17 protein-coding genes are annotated in these 20628 nt (G+C 41.9%); 5 read left to right on the forward strand and 12 right to left on the reverse strand.

Features of this window, described 5'->3' with window-relative positions:
• Positions 1-52: 52 nt before the first annotated feature.
• Together H6G86_RS17435 and H6G86_RS17440 are read right to left on the reverse strand one after the other, a co-directional pair.
• The gene (locus H6G86_RS17435) at positions 53-922 is read right to left on the reverse strand and encodes a DUF5895 domain-containing protein (RefSeq protein ID WP_114083075.1); all 870 of its coding nucleotides are present in this window, start codon (positions 920-922) and stop codon (positions 53-55) included.
• 311 nt (positions 923-1233) lie between these two features.
• Entirely contained in the window at positions 1234-1926 is a 693-nt protein-coding gene (locus H6G86_RS17440) for a haloacid dehalogenase type II (protein WP_190935374.1), read from the reverse strand.
• Positions 1927-2261: 335 nt separating this feature from the next.
• Here H6G86_RS17440 and H6G86_RS17445 point away from each other — a divergent pair, with 335 nt between their 5' ends.
• The 3 genes from H6G86_RS17445 (at position 2262) to H6G86_RS17455 (ending at position 6198) form a co-directional block, all read left to right on the forward strand.
• A complete protein-coding gene (locus H6G86_RS17445) occupies positions 2262-4019 on the forward strand; it encodes a ScyA-related TPP-binding enzyme (RefSeq protein ID WP_190935375.1) in 1758 nt (585 codons plus the stop codon).
• Between the two features lie 20 nt (positions 4020-4039).
• Complete coding sequence (locus H6G86_RS17450) at positions 4040-5152, forward strand: 3-oxoacyl-ACP synthase III family protein (RefSeq protein WP_190935376.1); 1113 nt, start codon at positions 4040-4042, stop codon at positions 5150-5152.
• A 62-nt stretch (positions 5153-5214) separates the two neighbouring features.
• On the forward strand, positions 5215-6198 hold the full coding sequence (locus H6G86_RS17455; protein WP_190935377.1) for an SGNH/GDSL hydrolase family protein: 984 nt from the start codon (positions 5215-5217) through the stop codon (positions 6196-6198).
• 60 nt (positions 6199-6258) lie between these two features.
• On the opposite strand, the gene H6G86_RS17460 is transcribed toward H6G86_RS17455, so the two are convergent.
• Positions 6259-9801, reverse strand: coding sequence for a WD40 domain-containing protein (locus H6G86_RS17460; RefSeq protein WP_190935378.1), 3543 nt, complete (start codon positions 9799-9801; stop codon positions 6259-6261).
• 440 nt (positions 9802-10241) lie between these two features.
• Between H6G86_RS17460 and H6G86_RS17465 the strand changes: the two genes are divergently transcribed.
• Entirely contained in the window at positions 10242-10421 is a 180-nt protein-coding gene (locus H6G86_RS17465; RefSeq protein WP_179073760.1) for a CopG family transcriptional regulator, read from the forward strand.
• A gap of 443 nt (positions 10422-10864) precedes the next feature.
• Here H6G86_RS17465 and H6G86_RS17470 read toward each other — a convergent pair whose 3' ends face one another.
• A complete protein-coding gene (locus H6G86_RS17470) occupies positions 10865-11011 on the reverse strand; it encodes a ribbon-helix-helix protein, CopG family (RefSeq protein ID WP_114083081.1) in 147 nt (48 codons plus the stop codon).
• A gap of 257 nt (positions 11012-11268) precedes the next feature.
• Positions 11269-14238, reverse strand: coding sequence for an L-glutamate gamma-semialdehyde dehydrogenase (gene pruA, locus H6G86_RS17475; protein WP_190935379.1), 2970 nt, complete (start codon positions 14236-14238; stop codon positions 11269-11271).
• Positions 14239-14529: 291 nt separating this feature from the next.
• Here pruA and H6G86_RS17480 point away from each other — a divergent pair, with 291 nt between their 5' ends.
• Positions 14530-15180 carry an HD domain-containing protein gene (locus H6G86_RS17480; RefSeq protein WP_190935380.1) on the forward strand — a complete coding sequence of 217 codons (651 nt, stop codon included), beginning with the start codon at positions 14530-14532 and terminating at the stop codon, positions 15178-15180.
• Between the two features lie 211 nt (positions 15181-15391).
• Here H6G86_RS17480 and cpcF read toward each other — a convergent pair whose 3' ends face one another.
• From cpcF to cpcB, 7 genes are all read right to left on the reverse strand, one after another.
• Positions 15392-16117, reverse strand: a complete 726-nt coding sequence (gene cpcF, locus H6G86_RS17485; protein ID WP_190935381.1) for a C-phycocyanin alpha-cysteine-84 phycocyanobilin lyase subunit CpcF — start codon at positions 16115-16117, stop codon at positions 15392-15394.
• A gap of 170 nt (positions 16118-16287) precedes the next feature.
• Positions 16288-17133 carry a C-phycocyanin alpha-cysteine-84 phycocyanobilin lyase subunit CpcE gene (gene cpcE, locus H6G86_RS17490; protein WP_190935382.1) on the reverse strand — a complete coding sequence of 282 codons (846 nt, stop codon included), beginning with the start codon at positions 17131-17133 and terminating at the stop codon, positions 16288-16290.
• A complete protein-coding gene (cpcD, locus tag H6G86_RS17495) occupies positions 17133-17387 on the reverse strand; it encodes a rod-capping linker protein CpcD (RefSeq protein ID WP_190935383.1) in 255 nt (84 codons plus the stop codon). Before cpcD ends, cpcE begins: the two co-directional genes overlap by 1 nt.
• A 75-nt stretch (positions 17388-17462) precedes the next feature.
• The gene (locus H6G86_RS17500) at positions 17463-18332 is read right to left on the reverse strand and encodes a phycobilisome linker polypeptide (RefSeq protein WP_190935384.1); all 870 of its coding nucleotides are present in this window, start codon (positions 18330-18332) and stop codon (positions 17463-17465) included.
• Between the two features lie 149 nt (positions 18333-18481).
• A complete protein-coding gene (locus tag H6G86_RS17505) occupies positions 18482-19294 on the reverse strand; it encodes a phycobilisome linker polypeptide (protein WP_190935385.1) in 813 nt (270 codons plus the stop codon).
• Positions 19295-19457: 163 nt separating this feature from the next.
• On the reverse strand, positions 19458-19949 hold the full coding sequence (cpcA, locus tag H6G86_RS17510) for a C-phycocyanin subunit alpha (protein WP_012411562.1): 492 nt from the start codon (positions 19947-19949) through the stop codon (positions 19458-19460).
• A gap of 89 nt (positions 19950-20038) precedes the next feature.
• Entirely contained in the window at positions 20039-20560 is a 522-nt protein-coding gene (cpcB, locus tag H6G86_RS17515) for a C-phycocyanin subunit beta (RefSeq protein WP_012411561.1), read from the reverse strand.
• Positions 20561-20628 lie beyond the last annotated feature (68 nt).

The following is a 20628-nucleotide window of genomic DNA, read 5'->3' on the forward strand; positions in this document are numbered from 1 at the left end:
AATAACCCAATTCCCAATTCCCCATTCCCCATTCCCCATTCCCCATTCCCACTTAATACGGCGGATAAGCAAAATCATCTTCATCGGCATAAACATAAGAGTTAGAAACTCCTGCCATTGCCAATTTAGGCGTTTCTGATTTTACAGGTTCCTTCCCAAAGTCTTTGTATTCTTCAAAAGTCTTGCAAATCATTGCAGACTCCAGAGAATCCGAAGCTATTAAATATTGAGTTAAAGTCCCTACCGTGGGATGTTTGTAGTCTACAGTTGAAGCGACTAGAACTGTATTTGGTTCAATACCTCTTTCTTCACACTCAATTATCGGGCAAAAAATCCCATGAGCATGGAACAAAGGGCCTTTTGGCGTTAAAGGTTGCTTGCGGTAAACAGCATAAGCTTTTTCTAGTTCAGCAACGAATCCACTAACTACTTTACCTTGTTGATATTCGCAGTAGGTTTTGCTGAAACTCGCTCCGGCAGCGCCATTAAGAGTTAGTTGTAATGGTGATTCGTGTAAAAATTTTTTATTTTCACCAACTATAAAAATTAGATAGCGAGTAAAGGTTTTAAATTTAAGTTTATCTGCTAAAAAGGCATCATAATTCTCTTTAAGCGTACCCAATTTTAGACCACTTTCCCGATCCTTAACAGACAATGGCCCTCGACGCACTAAAACCAAGTTTGGAGTAGTGCTAATAAAGACTGTTTCGACTCCAGAGCTAAATTCATGCTCTACCTGCTGCCAATTATCATCTGGCACAAAGCCGACAGCATTGGCGTTATCTAGCTTAATCGCCAAACCGTGGGATTGCATACCATCTGTGCCATACCGAGGATTAATCATCTGACACCAAGGGATGACTTGAGAAGGCGGTGCATTAAATTTCTCGTCTTCAAAGTCGAAATTAGCAGATGCTTTCATCGTTTTAGGCTATCAAAGTGTTTTCTTGAACAAGTTTATCGGCAGAGCGCTGAGGAAAGAAGAGCCAGAAAGAGAGCGTTGCTACGAGATTTACTCGTGCCTTGCGTGTCGCCCTCAAAAGGAGGTCGAACATGCCGTCAAACTGGTGTAGTAATTTTTCCAGGGTAAAGCAAAATCAATCTATGTTGCAATCCCTGTTTCGTTTTTTGACTACTCCTTGGCGTGAAAGCTCTTCGAGTTCTAATCATTACAGATACAGATCCCCATCGAAACAGTGCTGGGTACTCAGCACTTATTGCTCAGTATCATTTCTATGAACTCAAAGCAGCAAGAGTCTTTAAATCAGGCACTTCTAAGTCAGGTTGACTTAATGCTGATTCTGTAGTTTTTGATCCTTTTTTCTCTGCTCGACGGTTTACCCAGACTGTTGATAGTCCCAGAGATTTGGCTGTAACGATATCGTGATATACACTAGCAGCAACATGTAATATCTGCTCTAGCGGCAAATCAATTCTCTCAATAGCCAGTCTGAAGTTGTTTAAGGAGGGTTTGTAACTATTTGCTTGTTCTGCTGTGATTATTTGGTCAAATTCTACCTCCAAGTATTTTGCAGAAAAAGCAAATAGATCGTCATCTACATTGGAGATAATGACCAGTTGAAACTTTTGCTTGAGGGTTTTAAGTGCCTCAACTGTATCGGGGAAAGGTAGCCAATGCTGAATCGAATCAGCAATTGAATTTAGTTCCTTGACAGTTGGCTCAAAGCCAAATTGTTCACCAAATTTCTCGACTACTCTCTTCAAAACTTCCCGATATTTGATATAATCACTCTTTTCCAGTTCTGCTTCAAATTCAGCAAAAAGTTCCAGAATTCGATCGTCATCTAAATCAGTGTTATGTGCCAGTAAAAGTGGTTGGAGCGCTCCTAAAATGCCGTTCTCCCAATCAATCAGGGTTCCATAACAATCGAAAGTTAAAGCTTTATACTGATTGAAGTTAATCACCTTTTTATACTCCAGAGCTTGATTCTATAGTGTTCAGTTCTCATAAACTGGAAAACAGGTTAACCCATCTACGTTGGCGCAGCCCGCCACAGGCATCGCTACATCCACATAATAATGTTGAATTCTCTAGACATTCCTTTTATCAGATTTTCAACTGCTAAAAGATTGGCAAGGCAAAGTGTGAGGGTCGTTTTAAGGTTTCTAAGTAACTGCTTTACAAAAGCAGTACTAAAAAATTTGTATGGTAGTTATCTAAAAAAAGTAATATTGCTGAGTTTAGCGTGTGGGATAATGTTACTTCACAGGGGAAATTATTCCTAATAAGTATAGTTTGTATGCATCTTAAATTTCAGGACACACAAGCGAATACCACTGAACAATTAAACTCCACTGAACAGCAATCTCACAGCAAGCCATCTAGAGCTTCTTCGGTAGCAGAGGCAGTGGTTAAAATGCTAGGAGATATGGGAGTAGAGTATGCCTTTGGTGTTTCGGGAGGTGCGATCGCCCCAGTGTGGGCTGCATTACATCAAAGTTCCCTCCAGGTGCTGCACTTTCGCCACGAAGCTGGAGCAGCTTTTGCAGCAATTGAGGCGCACTTTGCTAGCGATCGCCCAGTTGTGGTATTTACTACTACAGGCCCAGGGATCACCAATGCTTTGACAGGGCTATTAGCTGCCCGTTGGGAGGGTGCTAAGGTGATTTTTGTATCAGCTTCAACCTCAGCATCACAGCGTGGTCGGTGGGCTTGTCAAGAAACTAGTACCTACACAATGCCTAGTGCAGATATTTTTACTTCGGGGACAATATTTCATTATGGAACAACCCTCGAATCCAGCGATGAACTTCCAGAGGTTTCTCGAAGGATTGCTCTTGGTCTAGCACAACCGGGAGGATTTGTAGCTCATATCAGTATTCCCACAAATATCCAGACAAGTTCAATAAAAACATCTTTGCCACGAGTAATTCTGTCTCAGGCTGCGACAACAGTAACGGAGGAGACAATAGCCAAATGTGTCCACTTACTCTCTGAGGGGTCGTTTGCCATCTGGGTGGGCTTCGGGGCAAGGGGTGCTGCAAAAGAAATTTGCCAGCTTGCTGAGAGAACAGGGGCTGCCGTAATGTGTTCACCACGGGCCAAAGGTATTTTTCCTGAAGATCATCCTCAGTTTGTAGGCGTTACCGGCTTCGGTGGACATGAGTCGGTTTTAACGTACATGAGGGAGCAACGTCCAAGGCGCATACTGGTTTTGGGAACACGTCTTGGTGAGTTTACCTCATTCTGGAACCCTGAGATGATTCCCAGACACGGCTTTTTGCATGTTGACATCGACACAAAGGTTCCAGGAACTGCATATCCATCCGCCGAGACTTTTGCCATCCAGTCTGACGTAGCAATATTCTTAAAGAACCTGCTGAAGAACTTCCCAGAAAGTACTGGTCGATCAAAGACAATAATGCTGCCTCGATTTAAACGCGATCTCATCAAGCCACGTGTGGACGGTCTAGTACGACCGGAACTGCTGATGAATGTAATTCAACAAGTGATTGTTGATGGAAGCGATGCATTAGTAATGGCAGAGTCAGGTAACTCATTTGCTTGGGTAATTCATCTGCTGCGATTTACCACACCAAGTCGTTATCGGATTAGCAACGGATTTGGTTCTATGGGGCATTTTGTAACAGGTGTAGTAGGTGGTGCTTTAGCACGGAATGGCAAAGCTGTTGCTATTGTCGGAGATGGTGCCATGCTGATGAACAGTGAAGTAAACACGGCTGTAAAATATCAAGTTCCTGCGGTCTGGATTATACTCAACGATGGGCGCTACAACATCTGCGAACAGGGAATAGCATATCTAGGATTCAATAACGTAGATGCAACAATTCCGCAGGTAGATTTCGTCAAGATTGCTCAGGGAATGGGAGCAGATGGTATTCGGATTGAAAGGGAAGCTGACGTTCAAGTAGCACTAGAAAAAGCGATCGCGGCGAACGGCCCATTTGTGGTTGACGTAATCATAGATCCCACCCAAATAGCACCGACTCAAAGTCGTAATCTAAGCCTGATTTTACAGGGCGCTACCAACTATTAAAATAAGATAAAATTTTTTATATGGTGCATTCTCCTGTAGGTATTCGCTCACTTGCACTAAGTTTTCCAAGGATCAGACGTACTAATGACTATTATGTAGAAAAATACCCTGATCTAATAGCTCAGGCGGAACAAAAAGGACTGGCAAGGCTGTTTTCGCTGACTGGAACCTCTCCGAATAATGAGTTTGATATGGAGATGCTGCCTTATCTCTCAGATCCCTTTCGTGGTACTGTTGAGCGCTGGCTGCTTAGTAATGAGGAGTCTTCCTTAACCTTGGAGTATCGCGCGGCAACAGATGCTCTGAGTGCAGCCAAACTTTCTCCCAATGATGTTGATTTGATGATTGTTACCTCAGTTTGGCCTCAACAAATTGGATTTGGCAATGCCGCCTTTCTTGCCCGTAAACTCGGTCTTGTGGGTGCTGCATGGAATCTTGATGGAACATGTGGTAGTACGCCAGTTGTACTTCAAACCGCCTGTGCTTTGGTACGAGCGGGAGAGTATCGCAATGTACTCGTGGTTATTTCGTGTTCGTACTCTCGCGTTACTGAGGAGCAAGATACTGTGTCTTGGTTTCTTGGTGATGGTGCTGGAGCCTTTGTAGTCAGTTCACTCGAAGGAAATCAAGGCATCCTTGGCACTAAGACAGTTCATACGGGTGCGCTGTGTGAGGTAGTATCTACTGAACTGACAAAGGATGAGCAAGGAAATTCACGAGTCCGTATACAGACAGGTAAGGGTGCGAAAGCTCTACGTGAAACGGCTGCGGAGTTTCTTTCAATATGTTGTGAAGGTGCGATCGCATCTGCTGGTGTAACCTTAGAGCAAATCGACTTTTTTCTTTTCAATACCCCTACTGCTTGGATGACACGCTTCTGCACCCGGCTACTAGGTATTAACCCAGAGCGCACGATCAATCTCTACCCTCTATATGCAAATATAGGCCCAGTACTGACTGTGGCAAATCTGTACCATGCTGCACATTTGGGTAAGATTCACGAAAATGACTTAGTTCTCATTTATGGTTCTGGTGCAGCAGGTGTTGCTTCTGCAAGTGTAATGCGCTGGGGTAATGTGGCGTTAGCCCCTCACCCTCTTGAAAGTTTGAAATTGGCCAAAAAAGCTCTCTAGAAAGGAGCAAGATTTTTCTCAGAACATCTTTACAAGGTCGAAACTAGATTAAGGAATTAACTGTGCAAAAACAAGTTATAACAACAGGATTTTTGCTTTTATCTTTGATATCTCCACTCAAAGTATTAGCAAAAGATTATGACAATATTTATGTCTTTGGAGACAGTTTATCTGATATTGGTAATGTATTTAATGCCACTAATGGAATTATTCCCCCAAGTCCAACATACTATAATGGACATTTTTCTAATGGCCCAAATTGGGTTGATTATCTCGCCTCTGATCTAGGATTAACATTAAATCTGAATAATAACTTTGCTTTTGGTGGCGCAACTACAGGAACTGAGAATATTGGTTTGGCTACTTTACCAGGATTGCAGCAACAGATAAATAACTTTGTAGCAGCAAATGAAAGTGCTGATCCTAATGCTCTATATATTATTTGGGCTGGTACTAATGACTACCTAAGTTACTTTTTCAATGGTGAGCCGAATCCTAACAATACAGTAGCAAATTTATCAACAGCTTTGACATCACTTGTTGCTGATGGCGCTAAAGATATCATGGTGGTCAACTTACCAGATTTGGGAAAATCGCCTTTTGCAAATTTCAATAGTCAACGTTCCAACTTATTCAACACATTCAGCAGTGAACATAACTCTAGCTTGAATACAGAACTCCAAGTTTTTAGCCAACAATTAAGTCCTGATATCAACATTATAGAACTTGATGTTAATTCCCTATTTGATAGGATCATTGCTGCTCCAGAGGAATTCGGTTTTACAAACGTTACTAACTCTTGCATTAGCAAAGACTTATCAGTAGTGTCTATAGATGTTCCTACACAACAAGTTTCCTGTAACCCTGAAGAATTTTTGTTTTGGGACGAAGTGCATCCTACAACAACTGCTCATAAGCTAATTGGAGAATTAGCTTTTTCAGCACTGAAGCCAGTACCACTACCCGAACCATCTCTTGGATTAGGAATGCTAGCATACAGCATTTTAGGTACAGTTTCGCTATTGAAAAGCAAAATAACTAATTGAGTTAGCACTTGTTCGCAAGCTGGCTTGACTCTGTATTATAACTCTAATATTAAGTCTCCTTTAATACTCAACTGCTCCTAAAGTTTTTAAAGTATCCTTCTGAGACTCAGTTAACCCGCTTATACTAGTGATATTCATTCCCTCGTAAGGATTTTTACTTCTCAAAGTTTTCAAACATTCACCTGTTTGTACATCCCAAATCTTAATTGTCTCATCTTCACTACAACTGACCACAGTCTGACCATCGGAACTAAAGGTAACTGACCAAACCCATCTAGTATGTCCTACTAAAGTTCTTAAACACCTACCTGTGTTAACGTCCCAAAGCTTAACTGTTTGGTCTCCACTACCACTCGCCAGTATGCGACCATCTGAACTGAAAGCGACTGAATAGACAGTATTTGTATGATCTTGCAAGGTTCTAAGACACTTACCAGTGCTGACATGCCAGAGTTTAATTGTTTTATCTCCGCTACCGCTAGCTAGCATACCACCATTTGAATTGAAGCCAACTGCCCAAACCCATTCGGTATGACTGTGTAAAGTATGAAGGCATTTGCCAATACGGATATCCCAGAGTTTCACTGTCCCGTCATGACTACCACTAGCTAATATATGATTTTCAGGGCTGAAGATGACTGACCATGTTCTACCGCTATGTTCTCGTAAAATATTGAGGCATTGACCAGTTGTGATATCCCATATTCTTATTGTTTGGTCATCGCTACCACTGGCCAAAAAATAGCTGTCGGCACTAAAAGTAACCGATGTAACTCGATTACTATGTCCTTTCAAAATTTTAAGACATTTATTATTACTTAGATCCCATACTCTTATTGTTTGGTCTTCGCTGCCACTAGCAAGCAAGTGAGAATCAGGACTAAACACAACTGATGTGACTCTCCTACCATGTCCCTGCAAAGTTGTAAGACACTTACCAGTTGTAACATTCCACAGTGTCACTGTTTGATCATTACTACCACTGGCAAGCATATTATCATTTGGGCTGACAGCAACTGACCATATCCCATTGTTGTAACCCTGGAAAGTCTTAATGCATCGACCAGTAGTAATATTCCATAACTTTACCGTTTGGTCATCACTGCTACTAGCACAAATATTTTGATTTATACATATTGCTAATGACCATACCCTACTTTTATGCCCTTGTAGAGTTTTAAGGCATTGACCACTCACGAAATCCCATACCCTAACTGTTTGATCCTCGCCGCAACTAACAAGAGCCCTACCATCTACACTGAAGGTAACGGAATGTACTAAGTCTGTATGCCCCTGCAAAGTTTTAATATATTTGCCAGTACTCGTGTCCCAAAGTTTAACTGTTTGGTCATGGCTGGCGCTAGCTAGTGTATTATCATCAGGGCTAAAAGTGACTGAGTATACCCACTGAGTGTGACCCTCTAAAGTGTGAATACATGAACTGCTGTTAATGTCCCACAGCCTTACCTTATAGTCATCATTTCCACTTGCCAACATATTACCTTTTGGACTAAAGGCAACAGACCATACACTACAACCGTTTTCCTGTAAAGTTTTCAGACATTTGCCCGTGCTGATATTCCACAGCTTCACTGTTTGGTCATCACTACCACTAGCAAGAATCTGACCGTCGGGACTAAAAGTAACTGAACGAACCCCACCACGATGATCCTCCAAAGTTTTTAGACACTGACCATTACTGATATCCCACAGTTTTATCGTTTGATCATTACTACCACTGGCAAGAACCTGACCGTCGGGACTAAATGTGACTGACCAAACCCAACCAGTATGACCTTTACAAGTCATAAGTTGCTGACTATTAGCAACTTCGTACAAGCGAATTTCTCCATTGGTATCACCAGTAGCTAAAAGTTTACCATTCGGACTAAAAGCTACCGAAAAAATACCACCAAAGGTTTCAATAAAAACACATTTAGCTAGATGAGCATGAGCAAAATTTACATTATGCAACTTTATATGCTGCAAGTCGGCTTGCCAAATAGTTAGATAAGAAAAATCATAACTACTGAGATCCGTTTCTAAATGATAAAGCAAGTTAAAGACATTTCCTGCTGTATAACTTTGTTCTAGAGGAGATATCTCTCGTAGCGTTGTTAAAATTTGAGCTAAGTGATTTTCTAAGTTTTTTTTACTTCTAAAGGCAGTAAGCAGCCCATCTATAACTGGTTTGATGATAAAGCGAATTTGAGTATCCCTAACATATTCTTTTGCTGTCGCTTTTGTTAGAGCTTTACTCCTGAATAAATAAATATTCTGAGTGAGAATCTCTTCACATACCTGTTCTATCAAGCTACTAGTTACATACTCCATGACCACAGGCTGGAGGGTAAAAAGTAATCCAGTTTTTCCAATTTGTGTAGGCGTAGCTTTCTCGATTAACGATCGCCTTCCTAAAGATTCTAGAGCCTCTAGTAATTTTGCTTGTGGTACTGGTGATACAATATCTTCTCGCAACTCTGAGAGTGTAATCGACTCCCGATTAATCGCTAGCCAGTACATAATATCCTTTTCTAAATCTGACAAGCGCTCAAACTGCTGCTCTAAAATATCGCGAATGTCGCCAAAAACAGCCGTGTCCTGTTGCAAAAATTCAGTGACATTACCATTAAAAATATCTTGAATCGTTGTGGCAACTATCTTCAAAGCTAGTGGATTACCTGCATAGCGTTCAATCATTACTTTCCATTCATCCTCTGCCGCAGATAGCCCTTTGAGTTTTAAGATTTCTTGTCCTTCTGCTACCTTCAAGCCACTCAGTGGTAGCGAACGAACAGATAATGCTTCTCCTTCCAGTAATGCCACTTCTTTCGGTTTTTCACGACTAGTCAGCACTAAGCAGCTTTGGTGAGTTGCTTCTCCTATCCGTCTTAAAAGCTCACCGTATTCTTCATATCCTTCTCGATAAAGTCCGGCGCGGCTACCACTGCGGAGAATTGACTCTGTATTATCAAGGATCAGCAAACAGCGATGATTTTGCAAATAGTAGAGGAGTCTTGATACCCGATCACTAAAGTTTTCTGGTAAGTTACCTTCTGTTTCCTGCTCGTCAGATAAAAATTGGAGCAGGTTACTTAGAATAATTGTAACGGGTGGGGCTTCTCGTAGCGATCGCCAGATCACATACTCAAAGTTTTCCTGAATCTGTTGAGCAAGCTTTATAGACAGCGTGGTTTTCCCAATACCTCCTATCCCTAATAGTGCAATCAATCGGCAGTGTTGATTGAGAATCCATTGCTCTAGAGTAGTAAGTTCCTCTGTACGTCCATAAAAAACTGGGTTAAAGATGGCTTCTCCCCAATCTAGACGATTAATTGAGCTTAAATAGTCACTTTTATCTATTTTTAAATTGAAAGCTGAAAAAAGCTTTTCAATAGTTTGTTTATCAACCCCTCCTTCCCGATTCAAGACTTTCGAGATGGTAGCAGAATATAACCCGGAGCGGGCACTCATTTCTTCGAGAGTATATCTGTTTCCAAAATTTTCTTTTGCTTCCGACTGATGCTTGGCTTCCTTAATTTTTTGTAAACCCTTGGTAGTAAGTGCAACGCCACGCTTTCGTCTCCAATTTTGTAAAGTCATTTATTAACTCACGTTTGGGTAATCGCCTTTAACTAAAAGGATTATCTACTAGGTTGCTATAGATATGAGGTGATAGCTATCACAAAGAAACAATTTCATCTTGCAGAAAATTTCAAATAGTTGTATGTCCAAAATGCTTACTAATCTCAGCCATCTTTAGCAATCTAATTGTTTCGGTAATTTAACACAACTTATTTAACATAAAATCTGGACTGTGGATCGTTGCTGATACAAGGTCTTCAGCCAAAAGCTTCTTGCACCAACCGCAATAGTTGATTTGTTCCGTATGCTACTAGTAATTTAATACCTTCTATTTTCAGTAATGTGTTTGGGGCTTAACGCTTAAGTTCAATCTCAAAATCTTGATTTTCACTGGTAAAGACGTTTCAAAATTGGCAAGCTTGATAAAGAAAGTTTGTATATATCTAGCCTATCAATCAATGAATAAAACTGCTGCACTTAAATTTCCCCATTTGGCAACCTCCAGCAAGAAAAAGGCGCTTAAGCGAATCACCTTAAACTTGACATTAGATGAAGCTCAGAACCTTGAAAAGTATTGTGAACAAACAGGCAAACCAGCAATAGACGTGATTCGTGAACTGATTGAAGCCTTACCTTGACCTGTCAAATCCCAGTCCAGAAAAATCATGACTATAGTAGAAGGTGTTGTAGATTTGGACAAAGGTTTTCAGTTTACTCTCACAAGAGTAATTCAAGAGCGGTAATCATAAAATTAAACACTTCCAACTGGATATTTGCTACTTTCTTTGCTGTTGTTTGTTGCGAAAATACTAAAAAACAAGGATTAGAAATTATTCTTTGATGGAAGTGACGACAGACTAAAATAGTCGCCGAACCGTATAAACAGTTTCTCAGCCCTCATTTTGTAACTAAATCTAAATATAGAGTTATCACATCAGCTTGTTTTCGGCGTGCTGCGATCTTTTACGGCGAGCGTAGCACGCCTTTACTCAGTTTTTACCTGCCTCTCCAAAAATTACCCAAATTCTAATATTTATATCTTGAGAATCGAACCAAAGTGAAATGGTTCACAAATCTACTTTTATTTCGTCTGTGGTAAGGCTCGAATGAGTTCTCTAATCACATCCGTCGCTGGTCTGCCTGTCTGTTCACAATATTTTTCGAGGTTCTTGGCTTCATTTGATGCCAGGTTTATAGTGATTCGCTTGACCGCCCATTTTTTGTTCATACTAAAACAGATAAATCGTGTACTCATAGCTTCAAACCCTGATTTTACCTTTCCAGAGGGAAAGTAACCTAAATTTGGGATGTGCTGGGATACCTTTTTAAGGATGTAGGACTTACGCAAAACTAAATATTGTAGGGGCAATTCATGAATTGCCTCTACCTGGAAATCTTTCTGTTTGCGTAAGTTCTAGGATAGTTAGGGAAGATTAAGCTTTAACCCAAACCTATTGGAATATATGCCCTTACTACTTTTGTAGTTTAATCTGCACCTTCAATTGGTGCAAAACCTTGGCGCTGAATATTTTCTGTTACCGCGCGTGGTTCTAGGAATTGTAATAGGTAATCAGGACCACCTGCTTTAGAACCGACTCCAGAAAGTTTGAATCCACCAAAGGGTTGCCGTCCAACGATCGCTCCGGTAATATTGCGGTTAATGTACAAATTCCCAACTTCAAACTCTGTCTGCGCCTGCTGAATGTGCGAAGGTGTTCGAGAATAAAGTCCGCCAGTTAAGGCGTAGTTTGTCCCGTTGGCGACTGCTAAAGCTTCCTGGAAATCTTTTACCCGAATTACCGCCAGCACAGGGCCAAAAATTTCCTGCTGGGAAATTACCGCATTTGGCGATACTTCACTAAAAATCACAGGCCCGATAAAATATCCTTGTTCGGGTGCTGGTAATTCCAAGGCTAATTGTGCTTCTGCCTTACCCTTCTCAATATACTCGCGGATGCGATCGCGGGCATTGGCATCAATCACAGGCCCAACTTGGGTACTAGGTAACTCTGCTTCCCCAATGTTCAAGGATTTTGTCGCTTCTACCAATCGTTGCACAAAGGCTTCATAAATCGGTTCCAGCACAATCACCCTGGAAGCAGCAGAACATTTTTGTCCACTGTAACCAAATGCCGACTGCACTACTCCCACAACTGCTTGGTCTAAATCAGCACTTTCATCGACAATGATGGCATTTTTGCCACCCATTTCAGCAATCACACGTTTCATGTGCTTTTGTCCAGGTTTCAATATTGCGGCTTCTGCGTAAATTCGACAGCCAACTTCTTGAGAACCCGTAAAAGCAATTACATGAGTATCAGGATGATTTACTAAGTAAGCACCGACTTGCGAACCTTTCCCTGGCACGTATTGAAACACACCTTTGGGAAAACCAGCCTCTATTAAAATTTCGGTGAGTTTTGCGGTAATTACAGAAGATGTTTCCGCAGGTTTAAGAAGAGTACAATTCCCTGAAACCAAAGCTGCAACAGTCATTCCACATGCGATCGCAAGCGGAAAATTCCAGGGAGAAATTACTACAACAATCCCCCGTGGATGGTAGATATAACGATTAGTTTCCCCAGCAAGGTCATAATTAACACCTTTGTCTAGCCGTTCTATCTCATCAGCATAGTACCGACAAAAGTCTATCGCTTCCGAAACCTCTCCATCAGCTTCCTTAACTGGTTTCCCAACTTCCAAAACTATCCAAGCTGAAAGTTCGGCGCGGCGGAGTTCCATCAAATCACCTGCTTTCCGCAAAATATCAGCGCGTTGTTTCGCGGGTGTTTTTCTCCACCCAGGAAATGCTGCTTTGGCTGCTTGCATGGCTTGTTCAGCTTGTTCAACGCTGATTAAGCCTACTTTACCAACTACTTCACTGAAATTAGAAGGGTTGAGAGAATCAACAAATTCCGGCGTATTAACATATTCCCCATTAATCAACGGCAAATAAGTTTTACCCAATTGTTGACGAACGCTTTGGAAAGCTTGCGCCGCTTTTGTTCTTATCTCTTCCACCGCATAATCGGTATCAGCCGCACCGAGGAAATGAGAGTTAGGAGTTAAAGATTTTTCTTCTTTGACAATTGGCGGCGCTAATAACTCTTCAATTGGTCTATTTTCGAGATTTTGGCGTAAAAATGAACTATTAGCTGTATTTTCCAACAATCGGCGAATTAAATACGCCATTCCCGGCAACAATTCACCGTAGGGACAGTAAACTCTAACTCGATAACCCCTGTCAACCAATGCCTTAGCAACTTTATCACCCATACCGTAGAGGACTTGTAATTCAAAGCGACGGCGGGGGACATTTAAACTTTCAGCTATGGCAATGGCGCGAGAGTGCGATCGCACATTATGGCTACCAATAGCAGAATACACATATTGATGATTTTCTAGCAATAACTGAGTGATGGTTTCAAAGTTAGCATCAGTTGCCGCCTTATCGTTGTAAACTGGCTGTTTCCAATGCTTCTGGGCTGCTTTGATAGTTTCTTGATCCCAATATGCGCCTTTCACCAAGCGGATTGTCAGGGGATAACCGCGTTCTTTTAACCAAGAAATTACGTTTTTGGCATCTTGTTCGCTATCACGCAGATATGCTTGAATTGTCATGCCAATATCTGTGCGTTGCCGAAATTCTTCTTCTAGTAAGAGTTTTTTCAAGATGCTGAGAGTTATGTCTTTATAAGCATACTGTTCCATATCAAAATGCACAGCTGCGCCCAACTCTTTAGCACGACGTAAGAGAATCCGAATGCGATCGCTAACTCGCTCCTCACTACCTTTAGCATCTAATGGGTCAAATTGTGAATAAAACGCCGTTAATTTAACAGAAACCTGAACTTTGGGTATCAATTCGCCATCAGCCTCATCAATAGCCGGGATAGCTGCCCAATTCTTTGATGCTTCTACCAATTGTTGCATTAATTCTAGATAGCGTTCTAGATAAGACTGCGCTTCGGCTTCGGTAATCACCGCTTCACCAAGTAAATCAATGGTGAAAGCCATTTTTTCTTTTCGCAGTCGTTCAACTGTTTTGATGACTTGTTTTATATTTTCCCCAGAAATATATTTATGAGCAAGAGTCTCAACGGCTGTACCAACGGTTGTAGCAGCAACTTGTCCTGGCATCGAGTCGGGGTTAGCAAAGTTTAGCATTCCCTTCAAAGCTGCCGGTAATTCTACAGATTCATCTCCTAAATATTCTTGTAAATGTGAGGCAATTTCTGATTTACTGTGTAAAGCAGGTAGGGTATCTATAAAGCGAAATAATTGCACCCGTAACCCAGGATTACTCATCGCCCAAGCTAGTAATTTATCATCCCAGCGCATTTGATCCCGCAGGGAAGAAAAAAACGAACGATTTTCCTGCGTTGCTGCTAGAAGTTGTTTAGCAATTTCTTGGGTTTTAGCTTCGTAGCTGCTTGTTTGTACTTGTAATACCACTGATAATAAACTCCGTTAATCAAGGCAAGGCTTTTTGTACAAAGCCTGTGTCTTCTATTTTGACGCTTTCATTTAGCTGTCACCATATCTAAATGGTTTGCCAGTTACAATTTAAGTCTGACAGCAAGAGAATTCTAAGTAGTGGCTTTTAACAAGCAAAATTTTGAGGAACACGGATAATTGAGCAGAAGGGAAGGATTTTCCAGCTTTTTCTCTCATTGGATCTTCCCTCTGTGTTTTGAACAGGATGTACTTGTTTTTTCCAATACTAAGAATGGGTATACTCACTCTATGCCTACAGAAAACTTTATGGATATTTTATTTTCTAACTGGCAACATACACTCCAATCTTTTGGTGTTGACCAGGTAGCGGCTGAAAAAGCCTTTAATTCGTTGGTTGCAGCTTACTCTATCCCTAGTCGCTACTACCATACACTAAAACACATTGATCGCGTTCTCAGCACAATTCAGATTTTACAAGGCTACACCAATAACCTAGCTGCTGTTCAACTAGCTGCCTGGTTTCACGATGTAGTGTATGACACTGAAGCTAAAGATAATGAAGAGCGAAGCGCAGACTATGCTTTTGAGTTGCTGAATACTTTAGATATTCCAGAAAGTACTATAACTACTGTTACGCGTCTCATTTTGAATACTAAAGACCACCAAGCTGCGGTGAACGACTGTGATAGCCAAGTTCTAATTGATGCAGATTTAGCGATTTTAGCTGCTCACTCAGTGGAATATGAAGAATATGCCCATGCTATTCGCCAGGAATATGGCTGGCTTCCAGAAAAGGACTATATCATGGGTCGTCAGAAAGTTTTAGAACGATTTTTACAGCGATCGCATATCTATTTTACGCCTTTAATGTTAGAGTTCGCCGAACCCTCTGCCCGTGGCAATATCCAGGCAGAAATTCAGTCTTTATTGTCTGATTAATTTTACAGCACGGTCGCAGTGAATAGAATGATGCCTCCGGCACACCAAGGACGAACGTGGCTACATAAAAAATACTAGCGATTTGAGCTAAAAAAAATTAGCAAAGGGTTAAACCCTTTATTTTTAGCCCGTATAAACGGGTAAAACCTCGTATACACGAGGTTTATAACCACTAAGTCGAATTATCCTATTGCTAGAAATTTTGAATTGTTTAACGTCTACCACCACCACGATGAGGCACTTCAACTTCAGTTTCTTGTAACTTTCTTTTCGGTGCAAATACTTCTTGATGTTGTTGCGGCTGAATTTTTTGCTGTGCAAACTTGGCACGGGTGCGAACTCCAAGATCGGCATCTGTATCGAGCATTTGCTGAAGTTGATTTGTAATCCGCAACGCTTGATCGGGTAAAGTAACTGCGATTGCAATGGCTAATGTTTCTAAACTCGTCACTGCTGCATAACGGACTACCCATTCTGGATCTTGAGAAATTAATAATAGCGCCTCTAATACCTCAGTCTGAACAGATTCTACTTTCTCAGGCGGTACTTGATGCCAGCGCAAAGTTCCTAATCCTCTAGCAGCTGCCCGCCTCACACTTAAGGAAAAATCGGTTTTTGCTGCCTCTAACAAGGTATCTAGTGCCCGAACATCGCCAATTCCCGCTAAGGCACGAAGCGCCCAAGCTCTAGCACCATAGTTATAGTCATCAATTAGTTCCAATAGTGGCGATACTGCGGCTTCCCCGATCGCAATTAGTCCATCTACCGCCGCCACCGCCGCCCCTGGATTGTTGTAGCCCAAAGCTGCAATTAGAGTAGGAACAGATTCCTCTATACCGGCTGCTGCTAACTCTTGAACTGCGTCTACTAAGCGCTCTGACGAATCTGCTTCTTGTACAGCACGGATCAATATTTGGGCAAGCTCGCTGTTATTCATAGCAATTTTTCATGAGTAATTAGCCGTCAGCCAATTGTAGCTTAAGTTATCCGTATTTGACATCACACATAAACCCCCTAACCCTGATTTTGCAGTTGGGTTGGGGGTTTATCATAGATAAACATTTTTGTGTAACGTATTAATAACAACTTACTCTCTACAATTTATGACTACAATAGCGAGTCCATCAAATTAATCACTTTAATCGCATCTTCTGACAAAGTGGTTGGTGTTGTGTGATTGACTTGATGTTCTAGTAATCCTTTGAGAGAAATGAGTTTCAGGCTATTTTCAGCAAGAGTCTGTGCGATCGCATCTGCTGCGGGTAAATATCCAATGGCTCCCAAATCTGCTAACACTGCTCGACGCAATTGCAATCTCTCACCCGCCAAAGCCTTTACCAACCGTTCTCCATAAGCTGGTTCTTGGGTTAATTGATACATCGCTCGTGCAGCGGCATATTGCACCAATTCAATTGGATGCTCTAAAAATGGTTTTACCAAAGAGGTGAATTCAGTCGCCCTCAAGGTTCCCAAAGCTTCTAAAATGGCCTCGTAGGGTTGAGATAAATCAGGTTGCTGTGAGACAAGCTGTTCTCCATGTAAACCTGCTGCTAATAGTTTGATCAGGGCAGGAATACAAACCGGATCGCCTAGCATTTCTAGGGATTGTGCTGCTGCTTCCCGCACATAAAAATCTGAGCAATCTAAACACGTAATTAAAGGTGAGACTGCTTGGCGATCGCCTAGTTTTCCCAAGGCTCTAGCTGCGTTCCGTCTTAGAGGATATCCGCCTTCTGGTGTTCTGTCGGCTTCATCCTCTAAAGCTTTGATCAGTCCTGTAACCGCAGCTGGTTCACCTATCCGAAACCTACCCAACCACCAGGCAGCATAAAATCGCAAGCCTAAATCTTCACTTTCTAGATTTGCGATCGCTTGTTCTACTGTTAAAGATCCACCATCGGCATTTTCACCTGTCGCGGATAAATCTTCAAATTTCTGTGGACTGGAATTCATTAGGAAGAAGGATGATCGCTTTGTTCGCTATTTGTCGTTTCAGCGTTTAATGGCTGAATACTAACTATTTTGCCACCTAAGCGAGTAATTCGCTGCATTTCTTGATTCATCCGGTTTTCAGGCACTGTAAAAAATACACTGGCACTAGAACGAATCGGATAGTTGTTTTTTTGGGTTTCTTCGCTTTGGCGCAAACCTACTACTTCATATCGGAAGGAGCGATTACTATTTCTACTACTAATTTGTCCAACCATAAATCACTTCCAAATTTCAAATTTTAAGTTTTCAATAGTCATTAATCAATGACTAATGACTATTGACAAATGACACTAAAGTGGTTTCACACTAGCTATTTTACCACCTTGTTTTACCACTCTCTGGAAGTAACTAGATAGTTCTTCATAAGGTATTACCACCGCTTGATTAACACGGCGTGTGCTAGGATAACCAGCACCAAAAACACCTGCTACTTCAATACGGTAGAGTCTGCCTTCTTTACCAAATGTTCCCGCACCACCAAAAGTACTGTTGGGGGTAACGCCTTTTTCGGAAGCAACGTATGAAAAACCTGAAGAAGCACCAGATGGAGGAACAACAACAGATACACTATTGCGACCTAGTTCGGCAGCAAGGCGAGAGGATTTGCCTTTGAGTTGGGAAGTATCGCTACTGGCATAGCCGCGATAAAGTTGGAATATCCGGCTGAATCCTACAGTTTTCTGTCCTGTTTGGGTGTTAAAGCCGCGATAGTAAGGAACTATATTTTCACCAAAGCTAGATTGATACTCTGGCGAATCAATATAAGAATCGATGTCAGCTTCATATCCCTTGTTTTGGTACAAGTCCAAGTGATAGACCACTTCAGACTCATCATAAGGGGCACGACCCAACAAATGTTTATAGTTCAGTTCGATAACGCGAGTTTGGAAATTGTCGTAGAAAAACTTGGATTTGTACAGTTCTGATTTGGCGACTTGGCGCACAAATTCTTGCACTGTATTTTTTCCATCGCGCAGGATAGATTCAGCACTTGTAAGGCGGTCAGATGCCAATATATAGTTGTTGCCCAACACCTGACGATAGACGGCAGCGATTACTCTCTCTATATCTTCTTTACTTGCATTGGGACGCAATTCTACAGGAGATTGGTCGCTAAAAGGTTCCGTTCCTAGACGGGACGCTGCTGTTGTAATAGCCATTGGTAATTTTCCTTTTGTAATTAATAATTGGGGACTGGGAATTAGGGATCGGGGATTGGGTACTGGGTATTAGGTATTGGTTATCCCCTTTATCCTCTTAGTCCCAATTCCTAGTCCCCAGTCCCCAGTCCCCAGTCCCCAGTCTCTATTTATACGGCAGTAATGCTAATAACTTTACTGCCCTTACGATTCAACTGCTGCAATTTACTAGACAGTTGCTCGTAGGGTACGATCAATTCCGCAGTACCACGGCGCACTACAGTTGAGTTGGGGGAAGCTGCTTGTAGCACTCTGATGCGATATGTTTCCCCACGACCACCTGTAGAAAGACCGGTTAAGGCTCCAGCGGAGACTGGATAAATGGGTGAAGCTAGATTTTTAGCGACTTCCCAGGTTAGCCGTCCTTGTTTTTGTCCTTGGGCGCGATCGCTATTTGCATAACCACGATACAGTTGAAACAGTCGGCTATATCCAACGTTCTTCTGTCCTACTTGACTTTTAAAGCCTCGATAGTAGGGCACAACATTTTCGCCAAAACTTTCTTGATATTCTAATGAGTCAATGTAAGAATTAATTTCAGCTTCGTAACCTTGTGAGTTATAAAGCTCAACATGGTACGAAATCTCTGACTCATCTTCTGGGGCACGCCCCAATAAATGCTTATAATTTAACTCGATAAACCGAGTTTGCGAGTTGGAGTAAAAAAACTTGTCCCGATAGAGTTCCGATTGAGCAATAGCTTGCACAAATCCCCGAACCGAGATTAAACCTTGCTGCAAAAGCGATTCTGCACTCTCTAGACGCTCTCCTTCTAGGAGGTATGCATTACCCAAAACCTGGCGGTAAGCTGCCCGGATAACCACTGCTACATCTGCTTCAGTTCTATCGGGGCGTAGTTCTACAGGTGGTGAGTTTTCAAATGCTCCAATCCCTAGTCTTGCTGCTTGTCCCAAAGCTGCCATCTTTAAACCTCCTCAGTTTTAACTGCAAAACTGAAAACTTTTTAGAAAATTTTTTTCTAGTTTTTTAACAGTCTTTTGAAAATAAAACTGCCCGGAGAGGTAAGCAACTCATAGAACTCACTTGTCATAAGAGCTGATTTCCTCTCCGGGCTAAAGAAACACTCTAGCTTAGAGTATTGATTACATAGTCGATGTAGGAATTTGCTTCAACAGCTGGGTCGCCGCTTAGACCGTGGTTAGCTTTGATGTACTTGAGAGCTTCAATGTACCAGCTAGGAGATAGGTCGAAAGTCCGGTTGATTTCAGCCAAGCCAGAAATCAAGAAATCGTCCAAGGGGCCTGTACCACCAACAACTAAAGCGTATGTGATAATCCGCAAGTAGTAGCCAACATCACGAACACACTTGCCTTTACCGCGTGCATCAGATGCGAAGTTAGGGCCTTGTTGTTGAGTGGTGTAAGGGAACTTGTTATATACTGCTTGAGCAGCACCTTCGGTCAAGCGTTGAGCATTAGCGCTCAATGCTTTTGCTGCTTGTAAGCTAGCTGGAGCTTGACGGAAGCGACCAAAAGCAACTTGAATTTCGGTGCTGCTGAGGTAACGACCTTGAGAGTCAGCCGATGCAATTGCTTCAGTTAGAGGTGTTTTTGTCATTTTTGGTATTTCCCTTTTACAAACTTTTGGTTGAAATTTTGTTTTGTCCTAATGGACAATTATCTCAGTCAATAGCAGCAATATTTGCCTTAAGCTACTGCTGAAGCAGCACGATCAAAATAGCTAGCGATTTCAGCTGATAAAGCGCTGCAATCGCCTCTGGTGATGTTGTTTGTATCGTTAACAATTGCTAGGGAAGCTGCTTTCAGCTTTTGAATACCAACAGCAACTGAAGCTCCTGGGGTTCCCAATGCCAAGTAGGTTTCACGCAAGCCGTTGAGCGCACGATCATCTAACACGCTGGAATCGCCAGCGAAGATTGCGTATGTGATGTAGCGAAGAATGATGTCCAAGTCTCTGATGCAAGCAGCAGCGCGACGGCTGGTGTAAGCATTACCACCGGGAGTGATCAATTGGGGTTGTTCTGCCCACAAATCACGAGCCGCAGCAGCAACAAGAGCGGAAGCATTGCTGGTAATACGGTTAACAGCATCTGCACGCTTGTTACCATCTTTGACTAGTTCACTCAATGCATCCAATTGTGCATCGGAGAGGTATTCCCCACGTGTATCAGCTTGGGAAACTACTTTTGCAAATGCATCTAAAACCATTGCGTTAAATCTCCTACTTTGCTTGGTTAAGAATAATTGGACTCAAAACTGAATGGTTCAGCTTTTTT

The sequence above is a fragment of the Nostoc sp. FACHB-133 genome, assembly GCF_014698055.1.
Classification (GTDB): domain Bacteria; phylum Cyanobacteriota; class Cyanobacteriia; order Cyanobacteriales; family Nostocaceae; genus Nostoc.